The sequence below is a fragment of the Streptomyces sp. NPDC005648 genome (assembly GCF_040605395.1).
Taxonomy (GTDB): Bacteria; Actinomycetota; Actinomycetes; order Streptomycetales; family Streptomycetaceae; genus Streptomyces.
The window spans coordinates 1-23,729 of the sequence record NZ_JBEXCS010000013.1 but is presented as its reverse complement, the minus strand read 5'-3'; the positions used below and the strand labels follow the sequence as shown (position 1 = coordinate 23,729).

Annotated in this window: 16 protein-coding genes; 11 read left to right on the top strand and 5 right to left on the bottom strand. The window is 68.5% G+C overall.

Translation table 11 applies throughout. From position 1 onward, the window contains the following. Positions 1-40 precede the first annotated feature (40 nt). The gene (locus tag ABZT17_RS10280) at positions 41-496 is read right to left on the bottom strand and encodes an ATP-binding protein (protein WP_356346250.1); all 456 of its coding nucleotides are present in this window, start codon (positions 494-496) and stop codon (positions 41-43) included. 186 nt (positions 497-682) lie between these two features. Between ABZT17_RS10280 and ABZT17_RS10275 the strand changes: the two genes are divergently transcribed. The 4 genes from ABZT17_RS10275 (at position 683) to pglZ (ending at position 8,966) form a co-directional block, all read left to right on the top strand. Then, positions 683-1,555 (top strand): helix-turn-helix transcriptional regulator, encoded by an 873-nt coding sequence (locus ABZT17_RS10275; RefSeq protein WP_356346248.1) that lies wholly within the window; start codon positions 683-685, stop codon positions 1,553-1,555. Then, positions 1,552-1,755, top strand: coding sequence for a DUF397 domain-containing protein (locus tag ABZT17_RS10270; RefSeq protein WP_356346246.1), 204 nt, complete (start codon positions 1,552-1,554; stop codon positions 1,753-1,755). The genes ABZT17_RS10275 and ABZT17_RS10270 overlap by 4 nt, the downstream gene beginning before the upstream one ends. A 169-nt stretch (positions 1,756-1,924) precedes the next feature. Further along, positions 1,925-5,893 (top strand): phage resistance protein, encoded by a 3,969-nt coding sequence (locus tag ABZT17_RS10265; protein WP_356346244.1) that lies wholly within the window; start codon positions 1,925-1,927, stop codon positions 5,891-5,893. 67 nt (positions 5,894-5,960) lie between these two features. Beyond that, positions 5,961-8,966 carry a BREX-2 system phosphatase PglZ gene (gene pglZ / locus ABZT17_RS10260; RefSeq protein WP_356346242.1) on the top strand — a complete coding sequence of 1,002 codons (3,006 nt, stop codon included), beginning with the start codon at positions 5,961-5,963 and terminating at the stop codon, positions 8,964-8,966. Positions 8,967-9,035: 69 nt separating this feature from the next. Here pglZ and ABZT17_RS10255 read toward each other — a convergent pair whose 3' ends face one another. Continuing rightward, positions 9,036-10,058, bottom strand: a complete 1,023-nt coding sequence (locus tag ABZT17_RS10255; RefSeq protein ID WP_356346240.1) for a CBS domain-containing protein — start codon at positions 10,056-10,058, stop codon at positions 9,036-9,038. A gap of 17 nt (positions 10,059-10,075) precedes the next feature. Further along, the gene (locus tag ABZT17_RS10250) at positions 10,076-11,890 is read right to left on the bottom strand and encodes a DUF262 domain-containing protein (RefSeq protein WP_356346237.1); all 1,815 of its coding nucleotides are present in this window, start codon (positions 11,888-11,890) and stop codon (positions 10,076-10,078) included. A gap of 211 nt (positions 11,891-12,101) precedes the next feature. Here ABZT17_RS10250 and brxD point away from each other — a divergent pair, with 211 nt between their 5' ends. Then, positions 12,102-13,436: a BREX system ATP-binding protein BrxD gene (gene brxD / locus ABZT17_RS10245; protein ID WP_356346235.1), complete on the top strand. Its 1,335-nt coding sequence runs from the start codon at positions 12,102-12,104 to the stop codon at positions 13,434-13,436. A 23-nt stretch (positions 13,437-13,459) separates the two neighbouring features. Beyond that, positions 13,460-15,598 (top strand): DEAD/DEAH box helicase, encoded by a 2,139-nt coding sequence (locus tag ABZT17_RS10240; RefSeq protein ID WP_356346233.1) that lies wholly within the window; start codon positions 13,460-13,462, stop codon positions 15,596-15,598. Here the strand turns inward: ABZT17_RS10240 and ABZT17_RS10235 are convergent. Then, positions 15,573-17,081 carry an HNH endonuclease gene (locus tag ABZT17_RS10235; protein WP_356346231.1) on the bottom strand — a complete coding sequence of 503 codons (1,509 nt, stop codon included), beginning with the start codon at positions 17,079-17,081 and terminating at the stop codon, positions 15,573-15,575. The genes ABZT17_RS10240 and ABZT17_RS10235 overlap by 26 nt on opposite strands. 138 nt (positions 17,082-17,219) lie before the next feature. Continuing rightward, positions 17,220-17,417: a DUF2399 domain-containing protein gene (locus ABZT17_RS10230; RefSeq protein ID WP_356346229.1), complete on the bottom strand. Its 198-nt coding sequence runs from the start codon at positions 17,415-17,417 to the stop codon at positions 17,220-17,222. A gap of 1,034 nt (positions 17,418-18,451) precedes the next feature. Here ABZT17_RS10230 and ABZT17_RS10225 point away from each other — a divergent pair. The 5 genes from ABZT17_RS10225 (at position 18,452) to ABZT17_RS10205 (ending at position 23,523) form a co-directional block, all read left to right on the top strand. Then, on the top strand, positions 18,452-19,786 hold the full coding sequence (locus ABZT17_RS10225; protein WP_356346227.1) for a transcriptional regulator: 1,335 nt from the start codon (positions 18,452-18,454) through the stop codon (positions 19,784-19,786). Then, positions 19,768-20,352 (top strand): helix-turn-helix domain containing protein, encoded by a 585-nt coding sequence (locus ABZT17_RS10220; RefSeq protein ID WP_104786621.1) that lies wholly within the window; start codon positions 19,768-19,770, stop codon positions 20,350-20,352. The genes ABZT17_RS10225 and ABZT17_RS10220 overlap by 19 nt, the downstream gene beginning before the upstream one ends. A gap of 178 nt (positions 20,353-20,530) precedes the next feature. Next, positions 20,531-21,244, top strand: coding sequence for a ParA family protein (locus ABZT17_RS10215; protein ID WP_086800016.1), 714 nt, complete (start codon positions 20,531-20,533; stop codon positions 21,242-21,244). Then, positions 21,241-22,110 carry a hypothetical protein gene (locus tag ABZT17_RS10210; RefSeq protein WP_356346224.1) on the top strand — a complete coding sequence of 290 codons (870 nt, stop codon included), beginning with the start codon at positions 21,241-21,243 and terminating at the stop codon, positions 22,108-22,110. The genes ABZT17_RS10215 and ABZT17_RS10210 overlap by 4 nt, the downstream gene beginning before the upstream one ends. 135 nt (positions 22,111-22,245) lie before the next feature. Beyond that, positions 22,246-23,523 (top strand): IS701 family transposase, encoded by a 1,278-nt coding sequence (locus ABZT17_RS10205; RefSeq protein WP_356346222.1) that lies wholly within the window; start codon positions 22,246-22,248, stop codon positions 23,521-23,523. Positions 23,524-23,729: the final 206 nt, after the last annotated feature.

Sequence of the window (23,729 nt, the reverse complement as noted above, 5' to 3'; positions counted from 1 at the left end):
CACGCCAAGTGCCGTGCCCTGGCAGGGCTTTCGCACGTCCTCATCCAGCAGATCCCTGCTCGCGCGCAAGAAGTAATGCCACCCGCGGCGCCTTGAACTCTGCCCAAACCGTCTTCCCGATCCCGCCCTCCCGACCGCACACACCCCAGCGGTCGGCAAGCGCCTCCACCAACAACAAGCCGCGTCCGCACGTCTCGTCGTCGTCCGGCGTCCTCAGCACTGGGCAACCCCCGCCCGCGTCACTCACCTCCAAGCGCAGCACCTGTGTCTCCACGCAGTAGACGAAACCCACGCCGACCTGCCGGTCACTCGGCACAGGCACGCGCAACGCGTTGGTCACCAGCTCCGATAGCGCCAACTCGGCCGACTCCAAGACGTCTTGGCCTAGACCCCACTCACAGAGCACCGTCCGAAGCGCCGCCCGGGATCTCGGCACACTTTGACGGCAACGGGACAGTCGGAATGCCACTTCCTTCGAACCCGGACTCTCTGCCATGACGCTCCCTGAGGGTCGACAGCCGTTGATCAAGTCCCAGCACCACAGCTCAAGTTCCGCTGCGTTACGGACCAGCGCTCCGCAGCATATGAACTGGCGCAATATTGCACGGAGCCTGACAGCCCTGTTTCACTCTTTTGGGTAAGCGTCACGTCCTGCACGTCCGGCCTCTGGTAGGAGTCACACATGCCGACTGTCAAACCGTCCACCGTGCTCGGACGCCAACTCGGGGACGAACTGCGCAAGTTCCGCGAGGAGGCAGGTGTCTCCATGGCTGAAGCCGCCGAGCTGCTCGACTGCACCAAAGGAAAGATCAGCCGAATGGAGAACGGGCACGTTCCCATCCGCACCCCGGATCTGAACGCGCTCATGCACGCGTACCGGGTCGAGGGGGAGGAGACTCGCAGTCGCCTCGGCGCTATGGCTCAGCGAGCCAACCGACGCCGACGCGACGGTTGGTGGCATCAATACAGCTCTGTCCTTGGTGATTCCTACCGTGACCAGATCGAACTTGAGGCGATCTGCGACAGCGTCCGGACGTACGAGGTGCAGCTGATCCCAGGGCTGCTCCAGACCGCAGAGTACGGCCGCGCAGTGACGGTGGCCTCACGCGCCTGGAAGACACCAGCGGAGATCGACCAGTTCGTTCAAGTGCGGCTCGCCCGGCAGCAACGGCTCACCGACGAAGACCCGATGACGCTCTGGGCGGTGTTGGCAGAGGGAGCCCTTCGCCAACACGTTGGCGGCCCGACAGTGATGCAAGCTCAACTTGAGCACCTCGCCACCATGGCCGAGCGCGCCAACATCACTGTCCAAGTACTGCCGTTCTCGCGCGGCGCACACTCGGGTATGTTCGGCCCGTACCTGCTGCTGAGCTTTCCCCAGGTGACGTCGCTCGATCTCGTACTTACGGAGACCCCAACCGGCAACATCTGGATGGAGCGTGAGCCGGAAGTCGCGTACTACCGCACACTCTTCGACGACGCGCGCACCACAGCGTTGCCTCCGGCGGAATCACTCACGCTGATCCGCCGTATCGCCAAGGAGTACCGAGCATGAGCCAGGATCATCACATAGTGCCCGCAATCGCAGGAGCGGCATGGCGTGCCAGCAGCTACAGCGGCGGGCAGGGCAACTGTGTCGAGATCGCCAAGCACATCCCGGCTCTCATCCCTGTCCGCGACAGCAAGCACTCCTCCGGGCCGGTGATCGTCTTCACCTCCGACGCCTGGTGCGCTTTCGTGGCCCACCTCAGCTGAGCCAGCGGCTCCGGCATCCCTCCACACCAACCGTCCCGCTCGCCTCGGCGCCCCGCACTGTCACCCCTCCCAGTTACGATCTGATATGGCCCCGGGCCCCGAACAACCCCAGAAACCCCCATAAACAGGCACAGACACACCAAACCACCCCAGGAGACGCGAGCCCCCCATGCCCCCGACCCCCGCCACCGCTCCCCTCCTCCGCGATGTCATTGACATCAAGCCGAAGATCTCCACCTCCGACTTCGTCCTGAAGCTCGCCGAGGCGGTCACGGCAGAGGGTGCGGCGAACGCGCTGCGGGATTACGTCGTCACGGAGCGTCTCCTCGACAACTTCGACGAGGCTCTGGGGCTGATCAAGGCCGCACTCGATGGACACACGTCGAAGGCCGCCTACCTCCACGGGTCCTTCGGTTCCGGTAAGTCCCACTTCATGGCGGTATTGCACGCCATCCTCCGAGGCGACCCCACCGCCCGCGCCCGGCGCGACTTCGATCCCGTACTCGCCAAGCACGAGTGGCTCAGCACCGAGCGGAAGAACTTCCTCCTGGTCCCGTACCACATGCTCGGCGCGAAGTCGCTGGAGCAGCGGGTGCTCGGCGGGTACGTCAGTCATGTCAAGAGCCTCCACCCGAACGCCCCGACCCCGCAGGTCTACCGAACCGACGCCCTCTTCGAAGACATCCGCTCGCACCGGACGCGGATGGGAGACGACAAGTTCATCGAGGGGCTCGCCGGAGCCGACGCGGATACCGTCGGCGGCGACGGAAACGGTGAGGACGAGTGGGGCGACTCCTTCGCCTGGACCTCCGAGCTGCTGGAGACCGCCCTCGCCGCCGAGGAACTGGACGGCGGCGAGGTCAACCTCGACCTCATCAACCCGAGCACCCCGGCCGAGCTGCGCGCAAAGCTCGTACACGACGCCGCTTCCACCTGGTTCCCAGGCTTCGCCAAAAACGCCGCCGAGGACGAGCACGGGTTCATCTCGCTCGACGCCGGGCTCGCGGTGATCGCGGAGCACGCGAAGTCGCTCGGCTACGACGGTCTGATCCTCTTCATGGACGAGCTGATCCTCTGGCTCGCGAACCGGATCCACGACCAGAAGTTCGTGTCGCGCGAGGCCGACAAGATCACGAACTTCGTGGAGGGCGCCGACTCCCGGCGGGCGATTCCGATCGTGTCGTTCATCGCGCGCCAGCGGGACCTGCGCGAGCTGGTCGGCGAGGAGACCTCCGGCGCGGCCGAGACCGCGATTCAGGACAGCCTCAATCTCGCCTCCGGTCGCTTCGACAAGATCACCCTCGAGGACCGGAACCTGCCGCAGATCGCCCACGCCCGCCTGCTCAGGCCCAAGGACGCCGAGGCGGCGGACAAGCTCAACGCCGCCTTCGCCAAGATCAAGCGGGTCGGGCCGCAGGTCTGGGACGTACTCCTCGGATCGGACGAAGGGACCACCGGCGCAGACGAGCAGTCGTTCCGGCTGACGTACCCCTTCTCCCCCGCCTTCATGGACACGCTCGTCCACATCTCCTCGGCGCTGCAGCGGTCCCGTACCGGTCTCAAGCTGATGGGGCAGCTGCTCGCCGATCACCGCGACGATGCCACGCTTGAGCAGCTCATCCCGCTCGGCGATCTGTATCCCGTGATCGCGGACGGCGGGGACAAGCCCTTCGTGGACGCTCTGAAGGTCGAGTTCCAGACCGCCGACAAGCTGTACCGGACCAAGCTGCGGCCGTATCTCCTTGGTACGTACGAAGTCACCGAGGAGGACGTCGAGCGCTACACGCACCGCCGCGAGTCGATCACGGACCCGGTGCTGCTCGGTCGGTGCAAGAGCTTCGTCGGCGACAACCGGCTGATGTGCACGCTGCTGCTCTCCGCGCTCGCGCCCAGCGTGCCCGCGTTGCGCGACCTCACCGTACGGCGGCTTGGGGCGCTCAACCACGGCTCGGTCGTCTCCCCCATCCCCGGCGCCGACGTCGGGCTGATCAAGGCGAAGGTCGGCGAGTGGGCCGCGCAGTTCGCCGAGATCAAGGCGACCGGTACGGACACGAATCCGGGCGTGCGGCTCGAACTCGCCGGCGTGGACGTGGACTCGGTCATCGCCAACGCCAACGTCAACAACAGCCGCGGCAACCGGCGCACGCTCGCCAAACGGCTGCTCGCCGAGGAACTCGATCTGGACCTCCAGGACCGGCTGACCGCCGACGAGCTGAACCTCGTATGGCGTGGGTCCCAGCGGACGGCCGAGGTCGTCTTCGGCAACATCGCCGACCCGGACGACCTCCCCGATCACGACTTCCAGCCCAGCCAGGACGGGCTGTGGCGGCTCATCATCGACCTGCCGTACGACGAGGGCGAGTACGGGCCGAGAGACGACGCCAACCGGATTCGCGGCCTGCGCGAGCGGCCTGGCACGCATCCGCAGACCGTCGCCTGGATGCCCACCCATCTGTCGGCCGCGCGGTTCAAGGACTTCCAGCGCCTCGTCGTCATCGACTACGCGCTCGCCGACCAGCGGCGCTTCGACACCCAGTACGCCCAGCACCTGAACGCCGACAACCGGGCGCGGGCCAAGGCACTCCTCGAAGGGCAGCGTGAGTCACTCACGCAGACCGTGAAGGCCGCGTTCAAGCAGGCGTACGGGCTGGCCGACAAGAAGGCGTCCGACGTCGACGTGTCCTTCGTCGATCACCTGGAAGCCCTGCCCGAGGTACCCGAACTGCGGATCTCCATCGGGCAGTCGATGCGGGACGGCGCCCGGCACATCGTCTCCAAGCTGCTGGCCCACCAGTTCCCGGCCCACCCGGACTTCGATCCGGACAACACCCGCACCGCGGTCAAGCCCAGCGACGCACGAACCGTGTTCGGGCTCGTCCGTGAGGCCGCGGAGGCATCCGACCGGCAGGTGGAGAACTCGGGCAACAAGGAACGCGCCCTGATGCGGCGGATCGCCGAACCGCTCGGCCTCGGGCAGCAGAAGGAGGCGTACTTCCGGCTGTCGAACCGGTGGGCCGAGCACTTCGCGCTGATGGCCCGCACCGACGGCGGGGTCGGCGATCTCAGCGTCGCCAAGCTCACCGAGTGGATCGACCGGCCCGAGCGCATGGGCCTGGAGCCCTTCCTCGCCCACCTCGTCATCGCGGCGTACGCGGAGCTGGACGACCGGGTGTGGGTGCGCGGCGGTGCGGTCCTCGACCCCTCCCCGGAGCTCTCGGCGATCAGGCCGCAGGACGCGCTGCGCTCCCAGCCGCTGCCCGAGGAGGAGGTCTGGGACGAGGCGCTACGACGGTACTGGGACATCTTCGGTGTGGAGGGCGGGGAGTCCAAGCCGCCGACCCTGCGCCGGGGGCGGCTGGTGAGTCAGTTCGCCCGGCAGATCCTGGCCAAGGCCCGGCAGTTCCGGCCGCACGCGGACGATCTGCTGAAGCAGCTCGAACGGCACTCGGTGTTCCTCGCGCTCGACGGCGGCGACGAGTCGGGGCGGCTCGCGCTCGCCCGCCGGTCGCGAGACCTGCTGGACGAGCTGGCCGGCCTCGACCAGGGGCCGGCGGGCGGCACCGCCGCGGCCAAGCAGATCATCACCGCCTTCGCCGCCTTCGACCTCGGCTCGGCCTCCGCCAGCCGCTACGGTGCCTCGGTCAAACAGGCCCAGGCCGTCGCCGCGGCGCTCGCGGGCGCTAGCTGGGACACCTTCGAGCTGGTGGCGAACGGCGGCCCGGAGGGCGAGGCGGTGCTCGCGCAGCTGCGCAGTGCAGCCAACGCCGACCAGCGGACCGTCAACCTCAAGGACGCCCTGGAGCAGGCCCGGGTGTCCGGGGTCGCCGTACTCAAGCGCAACCAGGCGGCCGGGGCACCGGCCCGGCCCGCGACCCCGGTCGAGCCCGCTCCGGGTCCGCGGACGTCGCCAGGTACGGTCGACCTCAACACGGCGAGCAGTCACCCGCAGGTGCCTACTACTCAGCCCTCCCTGCCGACCCCCGGGACGGCGGCTACCGGGCGGCGTGCCGCGCGCCGCTCGGGCGGGGGGCGTACGAAGGCGTCCCGGGCGCTCGCCGAGCTGCATGCCGAGCTCGCCGAGCTGGCGGCGGCCGAGCCGGACGCCACCATCGAGATCAGCTGGCGGGTCGTGGAGTGACGGCAGTGAAGGCCTCGGGCGTGACGGGTGCGGCGATGCGGATGACGGAAACAGGGCGGGCGGGCGCGTGACCTCGGCGACGATCACCAGCGCGGTGCGGCTCAATGCCGCCACCATCACCCAGTACCTGAACTCCCAGAAGTCCAGCCTCACCCCGGAGAAGCGCCGGGTGGTGCTGCTGCGCGCGGCCCCCGTCTGGGACGGACCGGCACAGCTCACGTGGGGCGACGGACGGCAGGCCCGCATCGCCGTCGGGCCCTCACCGCTCGCGGTCTACGAACTGGCGTTGAACCATCGGGAGGCCCGCGCCACCGGGCCCGGCGGGCCTGACGTCCTCGTGGTCCTCACCGACCGCGAGGAAGCCGAACTCGGACCCGACCTGCTGTCCAAGGTCCACCGGCACCGGGTCAGCGCCGTCAACATCTGGGACGTCGTCCGCGAGGCCTTCGGCGCCGACGCGCCCGACCACTGGCTCTCCGAGGAGAACTGGGCCGCCGAGTCGCTCCTCGACGCCACCCCGCCGGGCGGCTGGCCGCGGCTGGCGGGCGGCACACTGTCCCGGCGCGAGGCACTGGCCGCCCTCACCATGCGCCGGCTCGGCATCGGCCGCTACGACCCCGATGTCGCCTCGGGCGAGGTGACGGGCACGGACGGGCTGGACGTGCACGCGCTGTTGCGCTGGACCCTGCAACCCGGCGGCCCGGACCGCTATCTCGCACTGCGGGCCCCCGAACGTGCCGGCCTCGCCCGGTTCCTCGGCGAGGACGAGCAGGTGGGGCTCACCGGGCGGGCCCTGATCGCCCTGGTGAACGCCGAACACGGGCCGGACGCCGTCGCGTTCGGGCTCGTGTGCGGGGCCCTCTGGCGGGACACCGCGATCCCGGACGCCGCTGGTGGGCGGCGCCCGCGCGGCCGGAAGCGGACGGGCGGGGGCTCCGCGCCCGGCGGGGATTCCCTGGACGCCGAGGACTACCGCGCGCGAGGGCGGGCCGAGCGCTGGCTCGGAGACGAACCGCCCGCCCACGGTGAGGCCCTGGACCTGCTCATGGCCTCCTTCGGGCGGGCCTGCGAGGAGTTCGTGTCCGCGCTGCTGTCGACCGGCCGGTCGGAGTTCGACGAGTCGGCCGCGACCGCCACGCGGATGAGCAGCATGGCCCTGGACCGTGCGGAGTCACTTGTACGGCAGTTCGGTGCCGAGCGGGCTGCCCGGTCGAGTCACCTGCTCGCAGCGGGACTTGAGGCCCGCTTCGCCGCCGTCGGACGCGCCCTGGCCGCCGCCGATCCGCAGCTGATCGCCCGGTCCGTCAGCGCACTCGACGACCACGGGCTCGCCCAGGACACCGACGCCCGGACACGTATCGCACGCGCCCGCATGGCGCAGCGGCTCTCCCAGTGGCTCGCGGGCGACCCGCCCGTCTCGTCGGCGAACGTGGCGGCGGCCATCGGCCGTCAGATCACGGAGACCGGCTGGGTGGACCTCGCACTGGAACACATCGAGGCGGGCGGTGAGAGCGAGCCGACACTGGGGGCCGCATACGACACCCTGTGCGCCTCCGTCCGGTCGCGCCGCCGCGAGATCGACCGGAACTTCGCGCGTGCACTGGCCACCTGGACCGCGGACGGCGGAACACCGGGCGCGATGCTGACTGTCGAGTCCTTCCTCCCCCGGGTGGTCGCCCCGGTCGTGAAGTCCGGGGAGCGCGGGGTGCTCCTGCTCGTCCTCGACGGGATGAGCGCGGCCATCGCCTCGGAACTGGGCGAGGAACTCCGCGGCCACTGGGTCGAGTACGACCCCCTCGCCGACGCGAAGGACCCGGCACGGCGCCGGGCCATGGCATCCGCGCTCCCCACCCTCACGGCGGTCTCGCGGACCTCGCTGTTCGCGGCCGAACTGACCTCGGGTACGCAGGCCGACGAGAAGCGGGCCTTCCCCGCCCACCGGTTCTGGGGGGATGCGAAGGCCGCCGTCTTCCACAAGGACGACCTCCGGGCCGAGACCGCCGGTGAGCCTTTCGGCCCCGAACTGCTCGCCGCACTCACCGACGAGAACACGCATGTGGCGGTGGTCCTCAACACCGTCGACGACCGGCTGGCGAAGGAGCAGAAGCTCGGCGACGGCGCCTGGCGGCTCCGCGACATAGGGCAGCTCCGCGAACTGCTCCGCTATGCGGCGCTGCAGGGCCGTGCGGTGATCCTGACCAGCGACCACGGGCATGTCGTCGACCGGCACGGCACCCGGCTGGAGGCCGACGTCCCGTTGTCGGCCCGGCATCGGGAGCCCGGAGGCAAGCTCGCGGACCCGGAGGTACTGCTGGCCGGGCCTCGCGTCGTCGTACCGGAGTCCGAGTCCGGAGACCGGCGCGGCGGCGAGATCGTCGCCCTCTGGGACGCCGACTCGCGCTACACCGCGCAGAAGGCGGGCTATCACGGCGGTGCCTCCCTCGCCGAAGTCGCCATCCCTGTACTGGCGTTCCTGCCCTTCGGTGCGCAACCGCCCAAGGGCTGGCGCGAACTCGGTGACCAACAGCCCTCCTGGTGGCGTCTCGACGTCACGTCGGCGCAGCTCGGACAGCCGGTGCCGGCGGTTGCGGCGCCCGTGGCCGAGCGCACCGCATCGCCGACATCGCCGGTGAACCAGTCCGCACAGGACGCGGTCGAGATCGTGGCCGGCCGCGACTCGCTCTTCGACATGGTGCTGGTCCCCGCCGAGAAGGACTCGCTGCTGTCCGTCACGGCCGTCCCCGCGGATGAGTCGGCCTCTCCGAACGACGCTGTGATGGCCGCACTCCTGGCCTCGGAGATCTACCAGGCCCAGGTGCAGGTGCTGGCCCGTAAGCGCGAACTGCCCCGGATGGAACAGGCAGTTCGGGTGCTGCTGGAGGAGAGCACACTGCCGACGACGGCCCTGGCGCAACGCGTCGGTCTCCCGGCGACCCGAAGCGCGGAGGGATTCTGCGCCGTGCTCCGGCAACTGCTCAACTACGACGGCGCACAGGTCCTGGAGACCCTGCCGGACGGCCGCACACTGCGGCTGCACACCGGCCTGTTGAAGAGTCAGTTCGAGCTGGGCTGAGCCTGAGAAGGGCCGTTGGCCGAGCGGGCGGTGTGGGACACGCTGCTCGGCCAACGCCGTGTGCAACCGTCAGACGAGCTGGCGGAGTATCCGCAGGAACTGCCCCAGCTCTTCGAGCGACTGCTGTTCAAGCGGCTCTGGGGCGAAGTGCGCGATCTTGTTGCGGATCTTGCGCACCTGGTCGAGCTGATACACGAACTGGACCCGGTTGACCATGGGCCAGCCGAGCGCAGGCCAGTTCTGGTCCGCCATGGGCCGCAGTGACTCCTTGACCTGCTGGCCATCGAGCAGCTTCACATAGTCGCCGAACTGCAGGTCCGAGATCTTTCCGGTCTGGCGATTCTTCGGCTGTACGGCCTTGATGGCCTCCGGGTCGATCGCGGCACCGAGGCACTTGCGGAGCAGGAACTCGATCTCCCCGACGATGAAGAACGGCCTGGCAGTCGCGTCGAAGCGCTCCGTGATGTCCGCGGACGTCACGATCCCGCTGAACCGGCCGTCGTTGCGCCGGACCAGCACGTAGCCCTTCTCACTCACCAGGGGCAGCGCGGCGAAGAAGTTCTGGTGTTCCTCGACCACCGGGGGGTCGTCCACCATCGCGTTCGCCAGAACCCGGTCGACGTTGGCCTTCTCGTACATCCTGGCCACCGAATTCCAGGTGACGGCGCCGCACAGCTTCGTCGTCCCGTCGATGATGGGCAGCTGGGAGTAGTCCTTGGTGCGCATCAGATAGGTGGCCTCGGACAGCTGGGCGCTCGACGGCAGCGACTCCAGTCCCGCGCGCGCCGCGGGAATGTCTCCGATGCGAAGGGGATGCTGCGGAAGCAGGCCGGACGCCGGCTCTTCGCTGGGCTCCTCGTCGGATTCGGCGTCGTCCGGTGGCGTGACCGTCTCGAGTGCCACCACGTGGACGGCGATCTGACGTCCGCAGGTGGCGAAGGACGGAACGGTGGAGAGCCCGACGTCCGTGAGCGCCTGCGAAATGGTCAGTACGGCCTGGTCGTCGCGACGGCGGGTGCCGAAGAGGGCGAGTAGGTCGGGGACGGGAATCCTCGTGCCCTTGAGCGCGAGCAGGGCCTCTTGGGTCGGCATGATGGGCATGGCGGCGATCACCGGGCGTAGGAGTCGTCGAAGTCACGGAACACGGTGCGCTTGCCCATGGCGGACCGCACCAGATCGAGGAGTTGCTTCGAGCGGTCCTCGTAGAACCGCTGAAAATCCCCCTCGTACAACGTCGACGGCTCGATGAGATGCGTCGCGACAACGTCATCGAACCACTCGGCACGCAGGCCCGACTCCAGCATCAGCGGCTTGAGGTAGGCACTGGGCGGGCCCGTCATGCTCCGGCTGGCCCGGTACGACAGTGGCGTCTTGTTGACGATCGAGCCCGCTCGTGACGCGAAGGCCGGGTACGACTTGGCAATCCAGGACTTCGGGAAGATCTGCCGTACGTCGACGCCGTGGGCGACCAGCTGGCCGGGGCTGAGCGGTGCCTCGGTGTAGTACCAGTCGACGGCGCCCTGCTTGACGAGCAACGCGTAAATGCCCTTGTACGCGGCGCTGTTGCGGGTGGTCAGGGTGTCGAGCCGGTCGGAGACGAAGACGGCCTCGGCGACGGTGTCGGGGTCGCCGCCGTTCCCGCGGATCCAGGCGATGAGCTGTTCCACGTCCCGTGGGAACCGGCTCTCGATCGAGCCTCCGTACATCTCACCGAGCACACCGTTCCAGTACCACTGTCCGATGCGTTCCTCACCGGCCCCGGTGTCCGTCTCCTCGCCGAGGATGGCGCGTACGGCGGCAAGCGGTACGAGCTGGGTGCGGTACGGCAGATCCGCCGACTGGACGATGCACTGCCGTTGCAGGAAGGCGCCGACCCAGGCGAAGGCCTCCGCCAGGCGCGGGGCAAGTCGTGTGAAGTCGTCGAGGGGAAGCTCCAGCAGGTCGCGTCGTTTGCAGGAGAGGGAGCTGCTGAGGCCGTCGCGCTTGCGCTCCCAGGTGCGGACGAGCGCGATCGCCTGCAGGAAGTCGCTGCTGCTCAGACCATCCTCGACGCCCGCTTCCATGCGGCCAAGCACGGGATACGTGGACGTCAGTTCCGATTTGATGCGGTACCACGCCTCGGGAAGGCGGTAGTACTCCCCGAACTCCGCCACATGCGCCTGGTTTCCGGCGTAGGTGGCGGTGAGCAGCTCGAAGACGTTCAGCGGGACGCCTCCAGTGTTCACCCGCTCGAAGACGGCGCACACCGCGTCCATCGTGGTGGAGGCCTTGAGGTTGATCATCGGCACGTCGAACGACTGGACGTGATTGAGGACGTGTTCCTCGAACTGGGACCAGATTTCCCAGTTCGCTTCGTCCACTTTCACGAATTCGCGATGCCAGGCATTCATTCGCGCCGTGTCGAACACCAGATTGAGCGGAAAATGACCCGCTGCGCACTCCAGTTGCCGCGTACTCAGATCCAGTACAACCTTGCGCGCGAAGTCCTTCCTGAGCGTCCGGTCCTCGGGCACGGACACGATCGCCTCGTCACGGTCGGACGGAGTGCCGATCGCCTTGGCGATGTCGATGTAGTACCAGCGCCGCAGATCCTTGCCTCGGGCATCGACGGTCTCCACCGGCTGGTCGCGCCTGAGGGCTTGATACAGCGAGGTCATCCGCTGCTGACCGTCGAGCAGCAACAGGTCCGGCACCGTGCCCTCGGGAACCTGCGCACCGCTCAACGGGCGCGGCCTGAAGGGCGTACCCCCGCCCGTCTGGAGCGACATAACCACACCCAGGGGATAGTTGAGCGTGACCGTCGCGATCAACGCCCTGATCCGCTCGTCGTCCCACTTCCACTCGCGCTGGAAATCAGGCAGCTGCAAGGATCCCGACTCGACCTGCTTGAGCAGTTCCTTGAGCTTCGGGCTGTCGAGCGACACGCCACGCTCCCCCTGTTTTAAACCCCATTGACGGACAACATATTGCATCAAGCCGCTCTGATCGTCGTCAAGGAATCAAGGAATCCGCACGCTTATAGATCGCCTGGATCGCTCGCGGATCGCCCGGAATCAGCCATCCCGAATAGTTCTGGACACTCCTGACCGCTCAACCCCAGCCACGCGGCCCTCAACCGGATGGAAGACTGGTGGCGTGAGCACAGACCGGCCGTCCCGCCCCTCACCCGTCAGCGCCGCGCGCCGACGGGATGTGATCGACGCCCTGCGGCGCGGAGCCGTACCCGAGAGCGGGCTCGACCTGCTGGCGACCGGCCTGGATCGCTTCGAGACGGCGCTCGACGCGGAACTGTCCGCGGTGGCGGAGGGAGCCTCGGTCTTCAAAGCCGTCCGCGGCGAGTACGGATCCGGCAAGACCTTCTTCACCCGCTGGCTGGGCGAGCGTGCCAGGCGCCGGAATTTCGCGGTGTCCGAGATTCAGATCTCGGAGACGGAGACGCCGCTGCACCGGCTGGAAACGGTCTACCGGCGACTCACGGAGCGGCTGGCCACCCCCGGTTTTCCGCCGAGCGCGCTCCGACCCGTCGTCGACGCCTGGTTCTACAACCTGGAGGACGACGCCCTCGCCGCCGGGGCCTCGGAAGAAGGTCTTCCCGAGGCGGTCGAGCGGCTCCTGACCGCACGCCTGGCGGAGGTCTCCCGGCACGCCCCGTCCTTCGCCGCCGCGCTTCGGGGATACCGCGCCGCGCTCGCCTCGGGTGACGAGGCCACCGCGGCGGCCGTCATGGCATGGCTCGGCGGCCAGCCACACGTGGCGGCCGCGGCCCGCAGAGTCGCCGGCGTACGAGGGGACCTCGACCACTTCGGCGCGCTCGGTTTCCTGCAGGGGCTGCTCACGGTGTTGCGTGACAGCGGCCACGCGGGTCTGTTCCTCGTACTGGACGAGGTGGAAACACTGCAGAGAGTCCGCTCGGATGCGCGCGACAAGGCGCTCAACGCCCTGCGGCAGCTCATCGACGAGGTGCACTCCGGGCGTTTCCCGGGTCTCTACCTGATCATCACGGGCACCCCCGCGTTCTACGACGGGCAGCAAGGCGTGCAGCGCCTGGCACCACTCGCCCAGCGGCTGGCCACCGACTTCACCACCGAACCCCGCTTCGACAATCCGCGCGCGGTGCAGTTGCGGCTTCCCGGTTTCACCAGGGACTCGCTGATCGCGCTCGGACAGACCATCAGGGATCTGTACGCCGAAGGGTCCGCGGCTCCTGAGCGGATCGTGGCGATGGCCGACGACAGCTACGTGGCGGATCTGGCGACCGCGGTCGGTGGTGCTCTGGGAGGCAAGGTCGGGGTGGCACCCAGGCTGTTCCTGAAGAAGCTGGTCGGTGATGTCCTCGACCGCATCGACCAGTTCGAGGACTTCGACCCCCGCAGGCACTATGCGTTGACGGTCGCCGCATCCGAGCTGACGGAAGTCGAAAGGAACGCCGCCGCCCCCGGCGCGGACGACGTGGAACTGGAACTGCCGTGACAGCACGACAGGATGGAGGCGAGGTGGGAGAGGGCGAAAGGTCTGACCCGCTGGACCGGTTGCACCCCGGTCTCGTCCACCACATCGTCAACACCCTCGGCTGGCCGGACCTCCGACCGCTGCAGAAGGAGTCGGTCCTCCCGCTCATCGACGGCGCGGATGCCGTGCTGCTCGCCCCCACAGCCGGCGGGAAGACAGAGGCCGCGTCCTTTCCGCTGCTGTCGAAGATGGCGCAGGAGGGCTGGACCGGCACCTCGCTGCTCTATGTCTGCCCCCTCAAGGCCCTGCTCAACAACCTCCTGCCGCGCCTCGAGACATACACCGCCTGGCTTGGGCGGACGACGGCGCTCTGGCACGGCGATGTGACGCACTCTCGCCGTAAACGCATTCTCCGCGAGCGGCCGGATGTGCTGCTGACCACTCCGGAGTCACTGGAAGCGATGCTGGTCAGCGCCAACGTCGACCACCGGGCCTTCTTCTCGGGGCTGCGGGCGATCGTCGTCGACGAGGTGCACGCCTTCGCCGGGGACGACAGGGGCTGGCACCTGCTCGCCGTACTGGAACGCCTGGAACGCGTCGCGGGGCATCCCGTACAGCGTGTCGGACTCTCCGCCACCGTCGGCAATCCCGAGCAACTGCTGCACTGGCTCCAGGGTTCGGGGGCCGGGAAGCGCACGGCCCGGGTCGTCGCTCCTCATCTGCGTGACGCCTCCGCGCCCGTCCCCTCGCCCGGGGAAGTCGAGCTCGACTACGTCGGTTCCCTGGACAACGCGGCAAGGGTCATCGCCGCCCTGCATCACGGCGAGAAACGGCTCGTGTTCTGCGAATCGCGCCGCGAGGTGGAGGAACTCGGCGCGAGTCTGCGCGCCAAGGGGGTGACCACCTTCCTGTCCCACGCCTCGCTCTCCGTCGACGAGCGCAGACGTGCCGAGGAGGCGTTCGCCGAGGCTCGCGACTGTGTGATCATCTCCACCAGCACGCTGGAACTCGGCATCGACGTGGGCGACTTGGACCGAGTCCTCCAGATCGGCGCACCGGGCACCGTCGCCTCGTTCCTGCAGCGCATCGGCCGCACCGGGCGACGGCCCGGATCCGCCAGGAACTGTCTCTTCCTCGCCGTGGACGAAGCCGGGCTGTTGTCTGCGGCAGGCCTGCTGCTGCTCTGGGCACGCGGCTGGGTGGAGCCGATCACCCCGCCTCCCGCGCCCCGGCACATCGCCGCTCAGCAGATCCTCGCGCTGTGCCTGCAGGAACACCGGGTCGGCGACCGGTTGTGGCAGGAGTGGTGGGGCGGCATCGGCCCCTTCGGCCCGGCCGCCGAGCCGGTGATGCGCCATCTGATCGAGCAAGGCTTCCTCGACCGGGACGGCGGCTTGCTGTTCATCGGCCCCGAAGCCGAACAACGCTTCGGCTACAGACACTTCATGGACCTGACGGCGGTGTTCACCGCGGCTCCCGAGTTCACCGTGCTGTCCGGCCGGACGGAGATCGGCACAACGGATCCCGCGCTGCTCACCGACGAGGTCGTCGGCCCTCGACGTCTGCTCCTGGCCGGCCGCAGCTGGCAGGTCACGTACATCGACTGGTCGCGGCGGCGCTGTTTCGTCGAACCTGTCGAGGGCGGCGGCAGGGCGCGCTGGGGCGGCATCGGATTCACGCGCACCGCCTCGTACGAACTCTCCCGCGCCGTACGCGAGGTCCTGCTCGGCTCTACGCCTCCGGTCAAGGTGACCCGGCGTGCAGAAGGCGCGCTGGCCCAGGCCCGGGAACGATACGGCGAGACCGTCCATGCCGGCGGAACCGTGGTGACCCGTGGTGGTCCGGACACGAACGTGCGCTGGTGGACCTGGGCCGGCAGCCGGGCCAACGCCACTCTCGCCGCCACGCTCACCTCGGTCGCCGACCCGCTGCAGCGCCCGACGGACGCATACGTGAGGCTGCGCGAGGACATCACAGCGCAGGAGTGGCGAAAGCCCGCCACGGAGGCCGCGGAACACCTCTGTCTGCCCTCCGTGGACCCCCGTGCCGTAGCCGGGCTGAAGTTCAACGCGGCACTGCCGCCACGTCTCGCCGAGGCAACCGTGGCGGCACGCCTGGCCGATCTGGACGGCGCGACCGCCAGCCTGCGAGAGCCCGTCAGATTTGTTCATCCCCCCGATTGAGCAGCTCCTCGTATGTGCCACGGCCGCACAGCCCTCGGTGGTACTCGACATGCTTCTCGTCGAGGTGGTGCTTCGGGTCGCGTCTCAGGGTCCACAGGTGCTTCCCGTCCCTGCTGCGCCGCACGTTCCAGTCCTCGTCGATGAACAGGAACAGCTTGTCGAACTGGACGTGATGGTTAGGGCAGAGGCACAGCAGGTTCGACAGTTTGTCCGGCCCCTCGTGCGGACTGCCCACACCTTGGATGTGCGCGGCCTCGCTGTAGTGACTGAAGCGAGTTTCAAGGGCTTCCCCGCAGATCTGGCACTGGTGCTCGTAGATCCGTTTGACCTCTTCGGCGAGGCGTGGATCCCGGTCGGGCCGCGATCCGTTCACCTGCCGGCGCCCTCTTCCCTCGGACGCCTCCTCCCCGGTCTGCTGCCCGTTGGTCTCGTCTCCCGGCTCTCCGCTGGCGTTCGCGTACCCGGCGAGACCCACGCGCTCCAGCAACTCCTCCTGATCGACACCCGAGAGATAGAAGCCGCGCAACAGGCCGATCGCCTCAGCGCGCGTGAGCGGCTTCTGCAAGAGCCTGGCAACCTCCGTCTTGAGCCCGACCGTGTCCTCGGTCTCGGCTTCCCAAAGTCCAGTGCGGCGGAGATGGCCGAGGGTGTGCTCGAGCGTGAAGTTCACATCGCCCACGCCGAAGTCCAGCAGAAGAGGGCCGAGCTCCTTTGCACAGACGTCCCGCGGCACCAGGCGGCTCTGTCCGGAAGCCAACCGTCCAATGGCCCAGAGCAGAGTGAGTGACACATCGCGCGTGGCCTCCTGCTCCGAAATCCCGGCGTCCAGGGTGCCGAGGGCGTGCAGCAGTTCGTCGCGCCGCATCGGCGGGGCGGACTTGGTCTTCTTCGCTGCGGAGGGCTGTGGGGCCTTCACTTCCTCCCCAGCGAGCAGGTTGTTCAGGAGGCCCAGATGGCGTTGCCGTGAGGCGGCCGGAATGAGGGTGAGGCTGCGCAGGTCATCCCGATTGACCAACTCACGGAGGAGCGGGGCGGCCGGTACATCGAACTCGACGATGTCGCCCAGAGCCATGACGTGCTCCCACGTCTTCTGCCCCTCCTCGGCTCCCCACACCGCGGCTGCCAACTCGCGGTTCTGCAGCAGGCCCAGAATACGGGCCTTCGCTATGAACTTCCCCTTGTCGTAGAACAGGACCTCGTCGCCGACTTTTTGGTCCCGAATGCAAACAGCCTTGACATGCCAGGGCGTATCACATGGGCTTGCCCCCCACAGCCGTGCCACCCCGTCAGGGAAAATACCTTTCAGCAGTTCCGCATGCCCGCCCAGGACATGCCCGTACTTTTCGAGCCGGATTCCCTGCCGCACCGAGTGCTCGAAGTTCTGAGGCCCACGCTTGGGGCGCCCACCACGGGGCTGCAACACCCACTGAACCGAACCAGGGTCGAAGATCGCCTGAGCACCATAACCGTTCCCCATAACCATCAGCTTTTCATACTAATGAGAGCTGTTGGTAAGGGCACAGCCGCAGGGCTACCTCAGATCGCCCAACAACGGGTCCAGTGCAGCCTCCTCATGCAGTGCGACGCCCAGGACATCCATCGCCGGGGCCAGTTCCGCGTCCTACGTCGCCTCGACCAGCGTGCCGGTGAGGGGAAGTGACGGCGTGCCATGCAACTCCGCCCGTGTCACGAGGTGCTCGTAGTCTGCCGCACCCATACGCCAGGGGTCCGCCTCATAGCGCCGCATGACTCGGTTGGCCAGGGCGATGCCCGGCCGGTCGAACTCATGATAGGCGAAGGCACAATCGGCAACGGCCAACGCGTCCAGGGCGTGAGAACGACCGTTGTCGCGCTACCCAGCTACAGATCAAGGGGGTGCTGCAGCCAGCATCCGCTGCAGCCTCCACCACACGTGGGCGAGCACATCCGGCACGGACAGGTTCGCGAGCAGCGTGCCGGTGGAAGTCGGGGAAATCCGGGAAACAGCTGGCTCACGCAATCCCGGCCGAACGTCCGGTATCCGCCGCGGGGAAGGCTACTTCACTCCAGGTCCGACCACGAGACGTCTGTCCAACCCGCCGTAGCGGCCCCTCGTACTAGCATCAATCAGTGCGCCAACGGCTTGCCCAGTGCACAACGCGCGCACATTTCGGGAACTCTCGGGAACTCCTAGGCAGAAGTGGGAAGTGCCCCAACATGGAAAGGACCCTGGCCAGGTCAAGAACCTAGGCCAGAGCCCTGCCAGCAGACGAGTCGGGCTGTACGCCGGGTATTCCTGACGCACCCTTCTGACCTGCGGCTTCGCGGATCGGATCGGCTGTGACCTGCTAGGTCGGGTTGCAGAGGCGACCGGAGGCAGTCAGAGGAAACCGCTCTGATTCGACCCCGATTCGAACCGAGCTGCTCGGAGCCGATCAGAGGCAATCGCCCTCTGTTTTGGTCCGAGTCGGCCCAGGTCAGACGGCGTTGATCAGGCTGTGGACCCGCTGACGGCACTCGGAATCGATCTCGGTCGAGCCGCGATGGGGACGCCTGCCTCCAGCACCGCAGCCAGGCATACGAATGCCTCCAGGATGGCCATCCTGGAGGCTTCGCTGGCACCGATTGGAGGTCGGTACCGGACACCACCCGTGGTTTTAGCGGGCCTGGGTGGCGTCTCTGTCCTTGCGGGACGGCTCCACAGTGCCACACAGCACCCACCAGACAGGTTCTCTCCGACGGCCATTTCACCCAGGCGAGCGACTGGGTCTTCACTATCTACCTACGGCTGCAGCCGATCTCATTCTGCTCGGGGATCTCACCGGTCGCTATGCGGCGGGCAGTTACAGCAGGCTCGCCTCCGACGGCCAGAGCGTGTCCCTGCGCGGGAACCGTCAGGGCGCGGCCGAACACGGGCACCGGATCACGGCGGCCATCGCCTGCCATGTCGCTCGCGCTGGCGGCACCGTCGAGCAGCTGACGCAGCTGTTGCTGCACCCCGATCACGAAGGCGGGCGGCACGCCCGAAGCATCGCGCTGCGCTCCGGGCAATCGCGTGCCCTGGCGTACATCGGCCGGGTGTGGGCCAGTGCCTCGGCCGCGGTCAGCCGCACGAGGGTGCTGGAATCGCGGCACCACGCGTACGAGGTGCTTGCCGCGCTGCGCGACCGCATCGAGACGACGCCCTGGCGTGGGGAACGTGGGCGGACCGCACTGCGGGTCCTGCGGGCGCATCTGAACTTCGCCCAGATCGCGGGCGGTCCCCTGCACCACGCCAGCGAGCGGCAGACCGCGGAGGAAGCGGGGATATCCCGCACGACCCTCCGGGTCGTCTACGAGACCGTCCTCAAACCATGGGGCTGGCTGCGACGTCTGCGCGTCGGCCACGGCCGCGAGGGCTCGACCTGGTATCTCGCCGAGGGCAGCGCCGACCGCCACAGCACCCCCGTAGCGCAATCTCGTTTCCGAACCACTCAGTACCCCCCCGACCTGGCACTTGAGGAGTGGCCCACCTCTGAGACGGGCACAACGGCCGACCTCGACTCCACCGTCATCGGCCGGCTGATGGGCCACGACGCCTTCGCCCACCGCGGGCTCGGCAGCGCCGCACTGGTGGTCATCGGTGCACTGCACGCCCGGCCAGCGCAGACGGTCGCCGAGCTTGTCGGCTCGTCCTCCGTCTCCCGCGCCACCCTCTACCGCGCCTTGCGGCGCCTGGCCGACCACGGCCTGGTCCACCACAGCGGTGAGACCTGGACCCTGGCACCTCATGCCTTGGAGGGCTTCGGTGACCGCCCCCTGGAGGCTGCGGCCGAAGAGATCTCCGAGCCGGCCCGCGGCTGGGACGCAGTCGCGGTGCGGCACGGGACCGCGGGCGTCGCGTCCCGGCGCAAGGCGGTGCACGCCGCCGAGCGCACGGCGTACCAACGGGCGCTGGAGTGGCTGTCGGAGCACCGCAGCAAGGCCGTGGTGATCGTCCGCGACGGGCGCCAGATCGTGATTCCCGCGCCACGCCCCGACGAGGTTCCCACCGCGTGGCACGCCCCGGACGGCTGTGTCCTCGATCCGGTCACCGGCCGCGCCGTACCCGACTGGCGGATCGCCACCGATGGACGGCTGATCCTCATCACCCCCGCCGACCAGCGCAGTTACGACGAGCTGGCCGCCGCCCATGCCGAAGCCCGCAGCGAATGGGAGTCCGCAGCGTGAACCCACCCCCTCCACCCACGGCCGATCACGACGATCAGGTCACCGCGCAAGCACTGCGGGAGCAGTACGAGTCCGGCTCTACCGTGGACCAACTCGCGGCGAGCAGTGGCCTGTCCTACGGCACGGTCCTCAACCGGCTGCACGAGGCCGGGACCGAGATGCGCACCTCGTGGCAGACGCGCAGGCTGCGCGACGGGCAAGCCCGCCGCAACCTCGCCGCCCGGCTGCGCCGCCTCTACGAGCAACAGGGCGCCACACTCGCGGAGTTGGCCGTAGCCGGATCCGTGACGCGACGTGCCGCGCGGCGGCTGCTGATCGAGGCCGGTGGCACGCCCCGCACCACCCTGCAGACACTGCGCATCCGCTCCGCAGCCGATGCCGCACGGCGAACGAAGCTCGCGGAGTCTTTGCGGGCGCGGTACGAGGCTGGCGCCACGGTGCCGGACCTGGCCGGCGAGTGCAACTACTCCGTCGGCACCGTCTACCGGCTCCTGCACCAGGCAGGCACCCACATGCGCCCCAAGCACAACCACGGCCCGGCCCGCACCCCGAGGAAACGGTCATGAGCGCCCTCAAACGGGTCCCCGGCCAGGCCCGGCAGGTCACGGGAGCGACGGCGGGCCATCCCGAATACAGCGCTGCTCGGGGTCCTCCTTCGCCCACGCTCAGCAGCCGCCGAACGTCGGCCTTCTCGCCGACGCCCGCACGTCAACGCACCTTTCCGATTCAGGAGATCAAGCACTCGTGAGTGAGAACACCCGTACCAAGACCCTGGCCGCGGCCGCGGCCAGCGCCTGGGACGCCTTCGTCATCGTGGTCGGCATGCTCAAGGGCGGCACCGGCAAGACCACCTCCGCCTGGTTCATCGCCCTCTACTACGCCGTCGTCCTCGACCTGCCCACCCTGCTGCTGGACGCCGACGCGACCAGCCAGTCCGCCTACGACTGGTTCAAGGTCGCCCAGGCCGCCGGCTTCGAGATCCCCCCCAACCTGGTCATCGAGCGCTACCCCTTCGATGACATTGCCGAGTACATCCGCACCAAGCGCGCCGAGTTCGGCGCGATCGTGGTCGACGCCGGCGGCGGCAGCGCCCGCATCTTCCACGAGGCTGTTACCGAGGCGAACCTGCTGCTCGTGCCGGTCGCCCCCACCAAGATCGAGCGCCGCAAGCTGGTGGCCACGTTCGACGAGGCCGAGCGCGCCGCTGCCCGCAATGAGCGCGGCGTCACCGCCCATGTGGTGATGGTCAAGGCCGACGACCGCACCAGCCTGCCCAGCCGGGCGAAGCAGCAGCTGCTGGAGCCTGCCGAGGGCGAGGGCATCGGTTCGGACCGCGACGAGGCGTTCCCGCTCGCCGAGACCACCATCCACTCCTGGGTGCACTACATGGAGGCCTTCGGCGAGGTCCCGACCGAACTGAGCGAGTACGCCAACCTGATGAAGGAGCTGACCGCATGAGCGAGAAGAACGACAGGCCGAAGCCTCCCGCCCGCCGCACCGGCGGGCGGGCCCTGGGCGGGGCCAAGAAGACGGCCCCGCCGCCCTCGCCGCCAGCCGCCGAGCTCACGCCCGAACAGTTCGCCGCCGAACAGGCCGACGCCCAGGGCGAAGGGCATCCGGCCGCCGAACAGGCCGACGCCCAGGGCGAAGGGCATCCGGCCGTCGATGAGGCCGAGGCCCAGCGGCCTTCCACGGCCCCCGTGGAGACCGGGGCGCAGGGTAAGCCGACCGTCGACGCCGTACTGAGCGCCCCCGTGCAGGCACCGACCGCCCAGCGGGATCACCCGGCCGCAGGAGTGCCCGCCATGCAGTCTGCTCACTCTGGGCATTCGACGCATGGGCACGGGCAGTTCGCGGCTCATTCTGCCGTGCCCGCAGCGCCCGCGGCTCAGTCCACACAGCTGATCGAGCAGGTTCCGCAGGCCGGTCTGTCTCACGCCATCCCCACGACAGCTGGGGTGCTACCGACCGCCGAGGTTGCCGTGCGGCACGCCGTTTCTCCGGTCCCGGGCGGTACGGCCTTCCCGGTGAGGAGCGATGTTGCGGTATCTCACCAGGAGCAGAACGCGCGATCGGAGGCAGCACCCAGCGAGGGAGCCCCGTGGGCTCAGGGACCCGGCCGCCCCAAGGACATTCCCAACACAGCTGCCGTTCTCAACCAGCGCATCATCACGCGCGAGAGCCTGGACTCCTCCGTGCCGACCGCGCTGAAGCTGAAGAAGCGCATCAAGCGCTTCGCGCTGGACAACGAACTCGACCACCTGCCCATCGGCGACATCGTCTCGGTCGCCCTGGACGAATGGCTCACCGCCCGCGGCTTCTGACACGCCATACGGCACACGGGGTGGCCGCCACTTCGCTGAATGCGCGGCCGCCCCTTCCGCCGACTATCCCGATAGGCCACTAGTAGGACTCCGTTAGGTCTTCCTGTCGGGTCTGTTCGGGAGCATGGTGGGTGTGTGGACGCACACGAAGTGAACCGTGCTCGGGCGAAGTTGGCGTTATTCGTCGCTGATGTGTTCGCGTCGGTGCCGCGCAAGGACCAGCGGGCCAAGGGCGACTGTTATCTGCGGGGGCTGATGCTGGACGGGCGGCGCAAGTCGATCCAGCCGATGGCGGAGCGGCTGCCGGACGGCAACGAGCAGAACCTGCAGCAGTTCGTGAACCAGTCGACCTGGGATCCGCTGCCGGTGCGGCGGCGGATCGCGCAGCGGATGGTGCCCCAGGTCGGCCCGGATGCCTGGGCGGTCGACGATGTGTCGTTTCCCAAGGACGGCCGGATGTCGGTGGCGGTTGCGCACCAGTACTGCGGTGCGCTGGGCAAGCAGGCGAACTGCCAGGTCGCGGTGAGTGTGCACGCGGTCTCCGACACTGCGTCCTGTCCGCTGCAGTGGCGGTTGTTCGTGCCCGAGGAGTGGGCCGACGATGCCGCACGGCGGCAGAAGACCGGGATGCCGCAGGAGGTCGGGCACCGGCAGAAGTGGCGTCTGGCCCTGGACAGCCTCGATGAGCTGGCGGGATGGGGTCTGGTGCCGCCGGTGGTGGTGGCCGACGCGGGCTACGGGCAGAACGCCGACTTCCGCGACGGCCTGAGCGAGCGGGGCATTGGATATGTCGTGGCCGTCCGTTCGGACGTGACCGTTCACCCACACGACGCGCAGCCCACCGCCCCGGTGTGGTCCGGGAACGGCCGCAAGCCGCAGCCCCGTTACCGGGACAAGCCGTCCTCGGTGGCCGTTGTGGCCGCGGGCCAGGGACGACAGGCGTTCACCGAGGTCACCTGGCGTGAAGGCTCCCGCGGGCCGATGCGCTCACGCTTTCTTGCGGTGCGGGTGCGGCCGGCCGGAGTCAGGGCCCGCCGCCTGGCCCAGGCCGCCGCCACCGCGCGATACGGCCACTGGAACGGCGTCCTGGCCGAGGTGACACTGCTGGTCGAATGGCCCGAACAAGCACAAGAACCCACCGACTACTGGCTGTCCAGCCTGCCCGCCGACACCCCGCCGGCCGAACTGGTCCGCCTGGCCAAGATCCGCTGGCGCATCGAGCACGACTACCGAGAACTCAAGCACGGCCTCGGGCTGGACCACTTCGAGGGCCGTTCCTGGACCGGCTGGCACCACCACGTCACCCTGGTCACCGCCGCACACGCATTCCTCACCGAACAGCGGCTGGCCCCAAAAGCCGATACAGCGGACTCACCCTCTACCAGACCCTCGACGCCCTCCAAGACCTGCTGAACTGCTGGACCGGCACCTGCACCACCTGCCACCGCCCCCTGCCCAGAACATCCACCACCAGCCAGAACCCAAGAACCCGGGCAACCTAACGAAGTCCTACTAGGCGGCTAATACTCCAGCAGGATTTCGCTGTCTGACCTGGTCTTTTCGCCGGGTGGCGGGAGTGTAGCGGGACTTCGATCGTGCGGGGGCGGTCTCACGGAGAC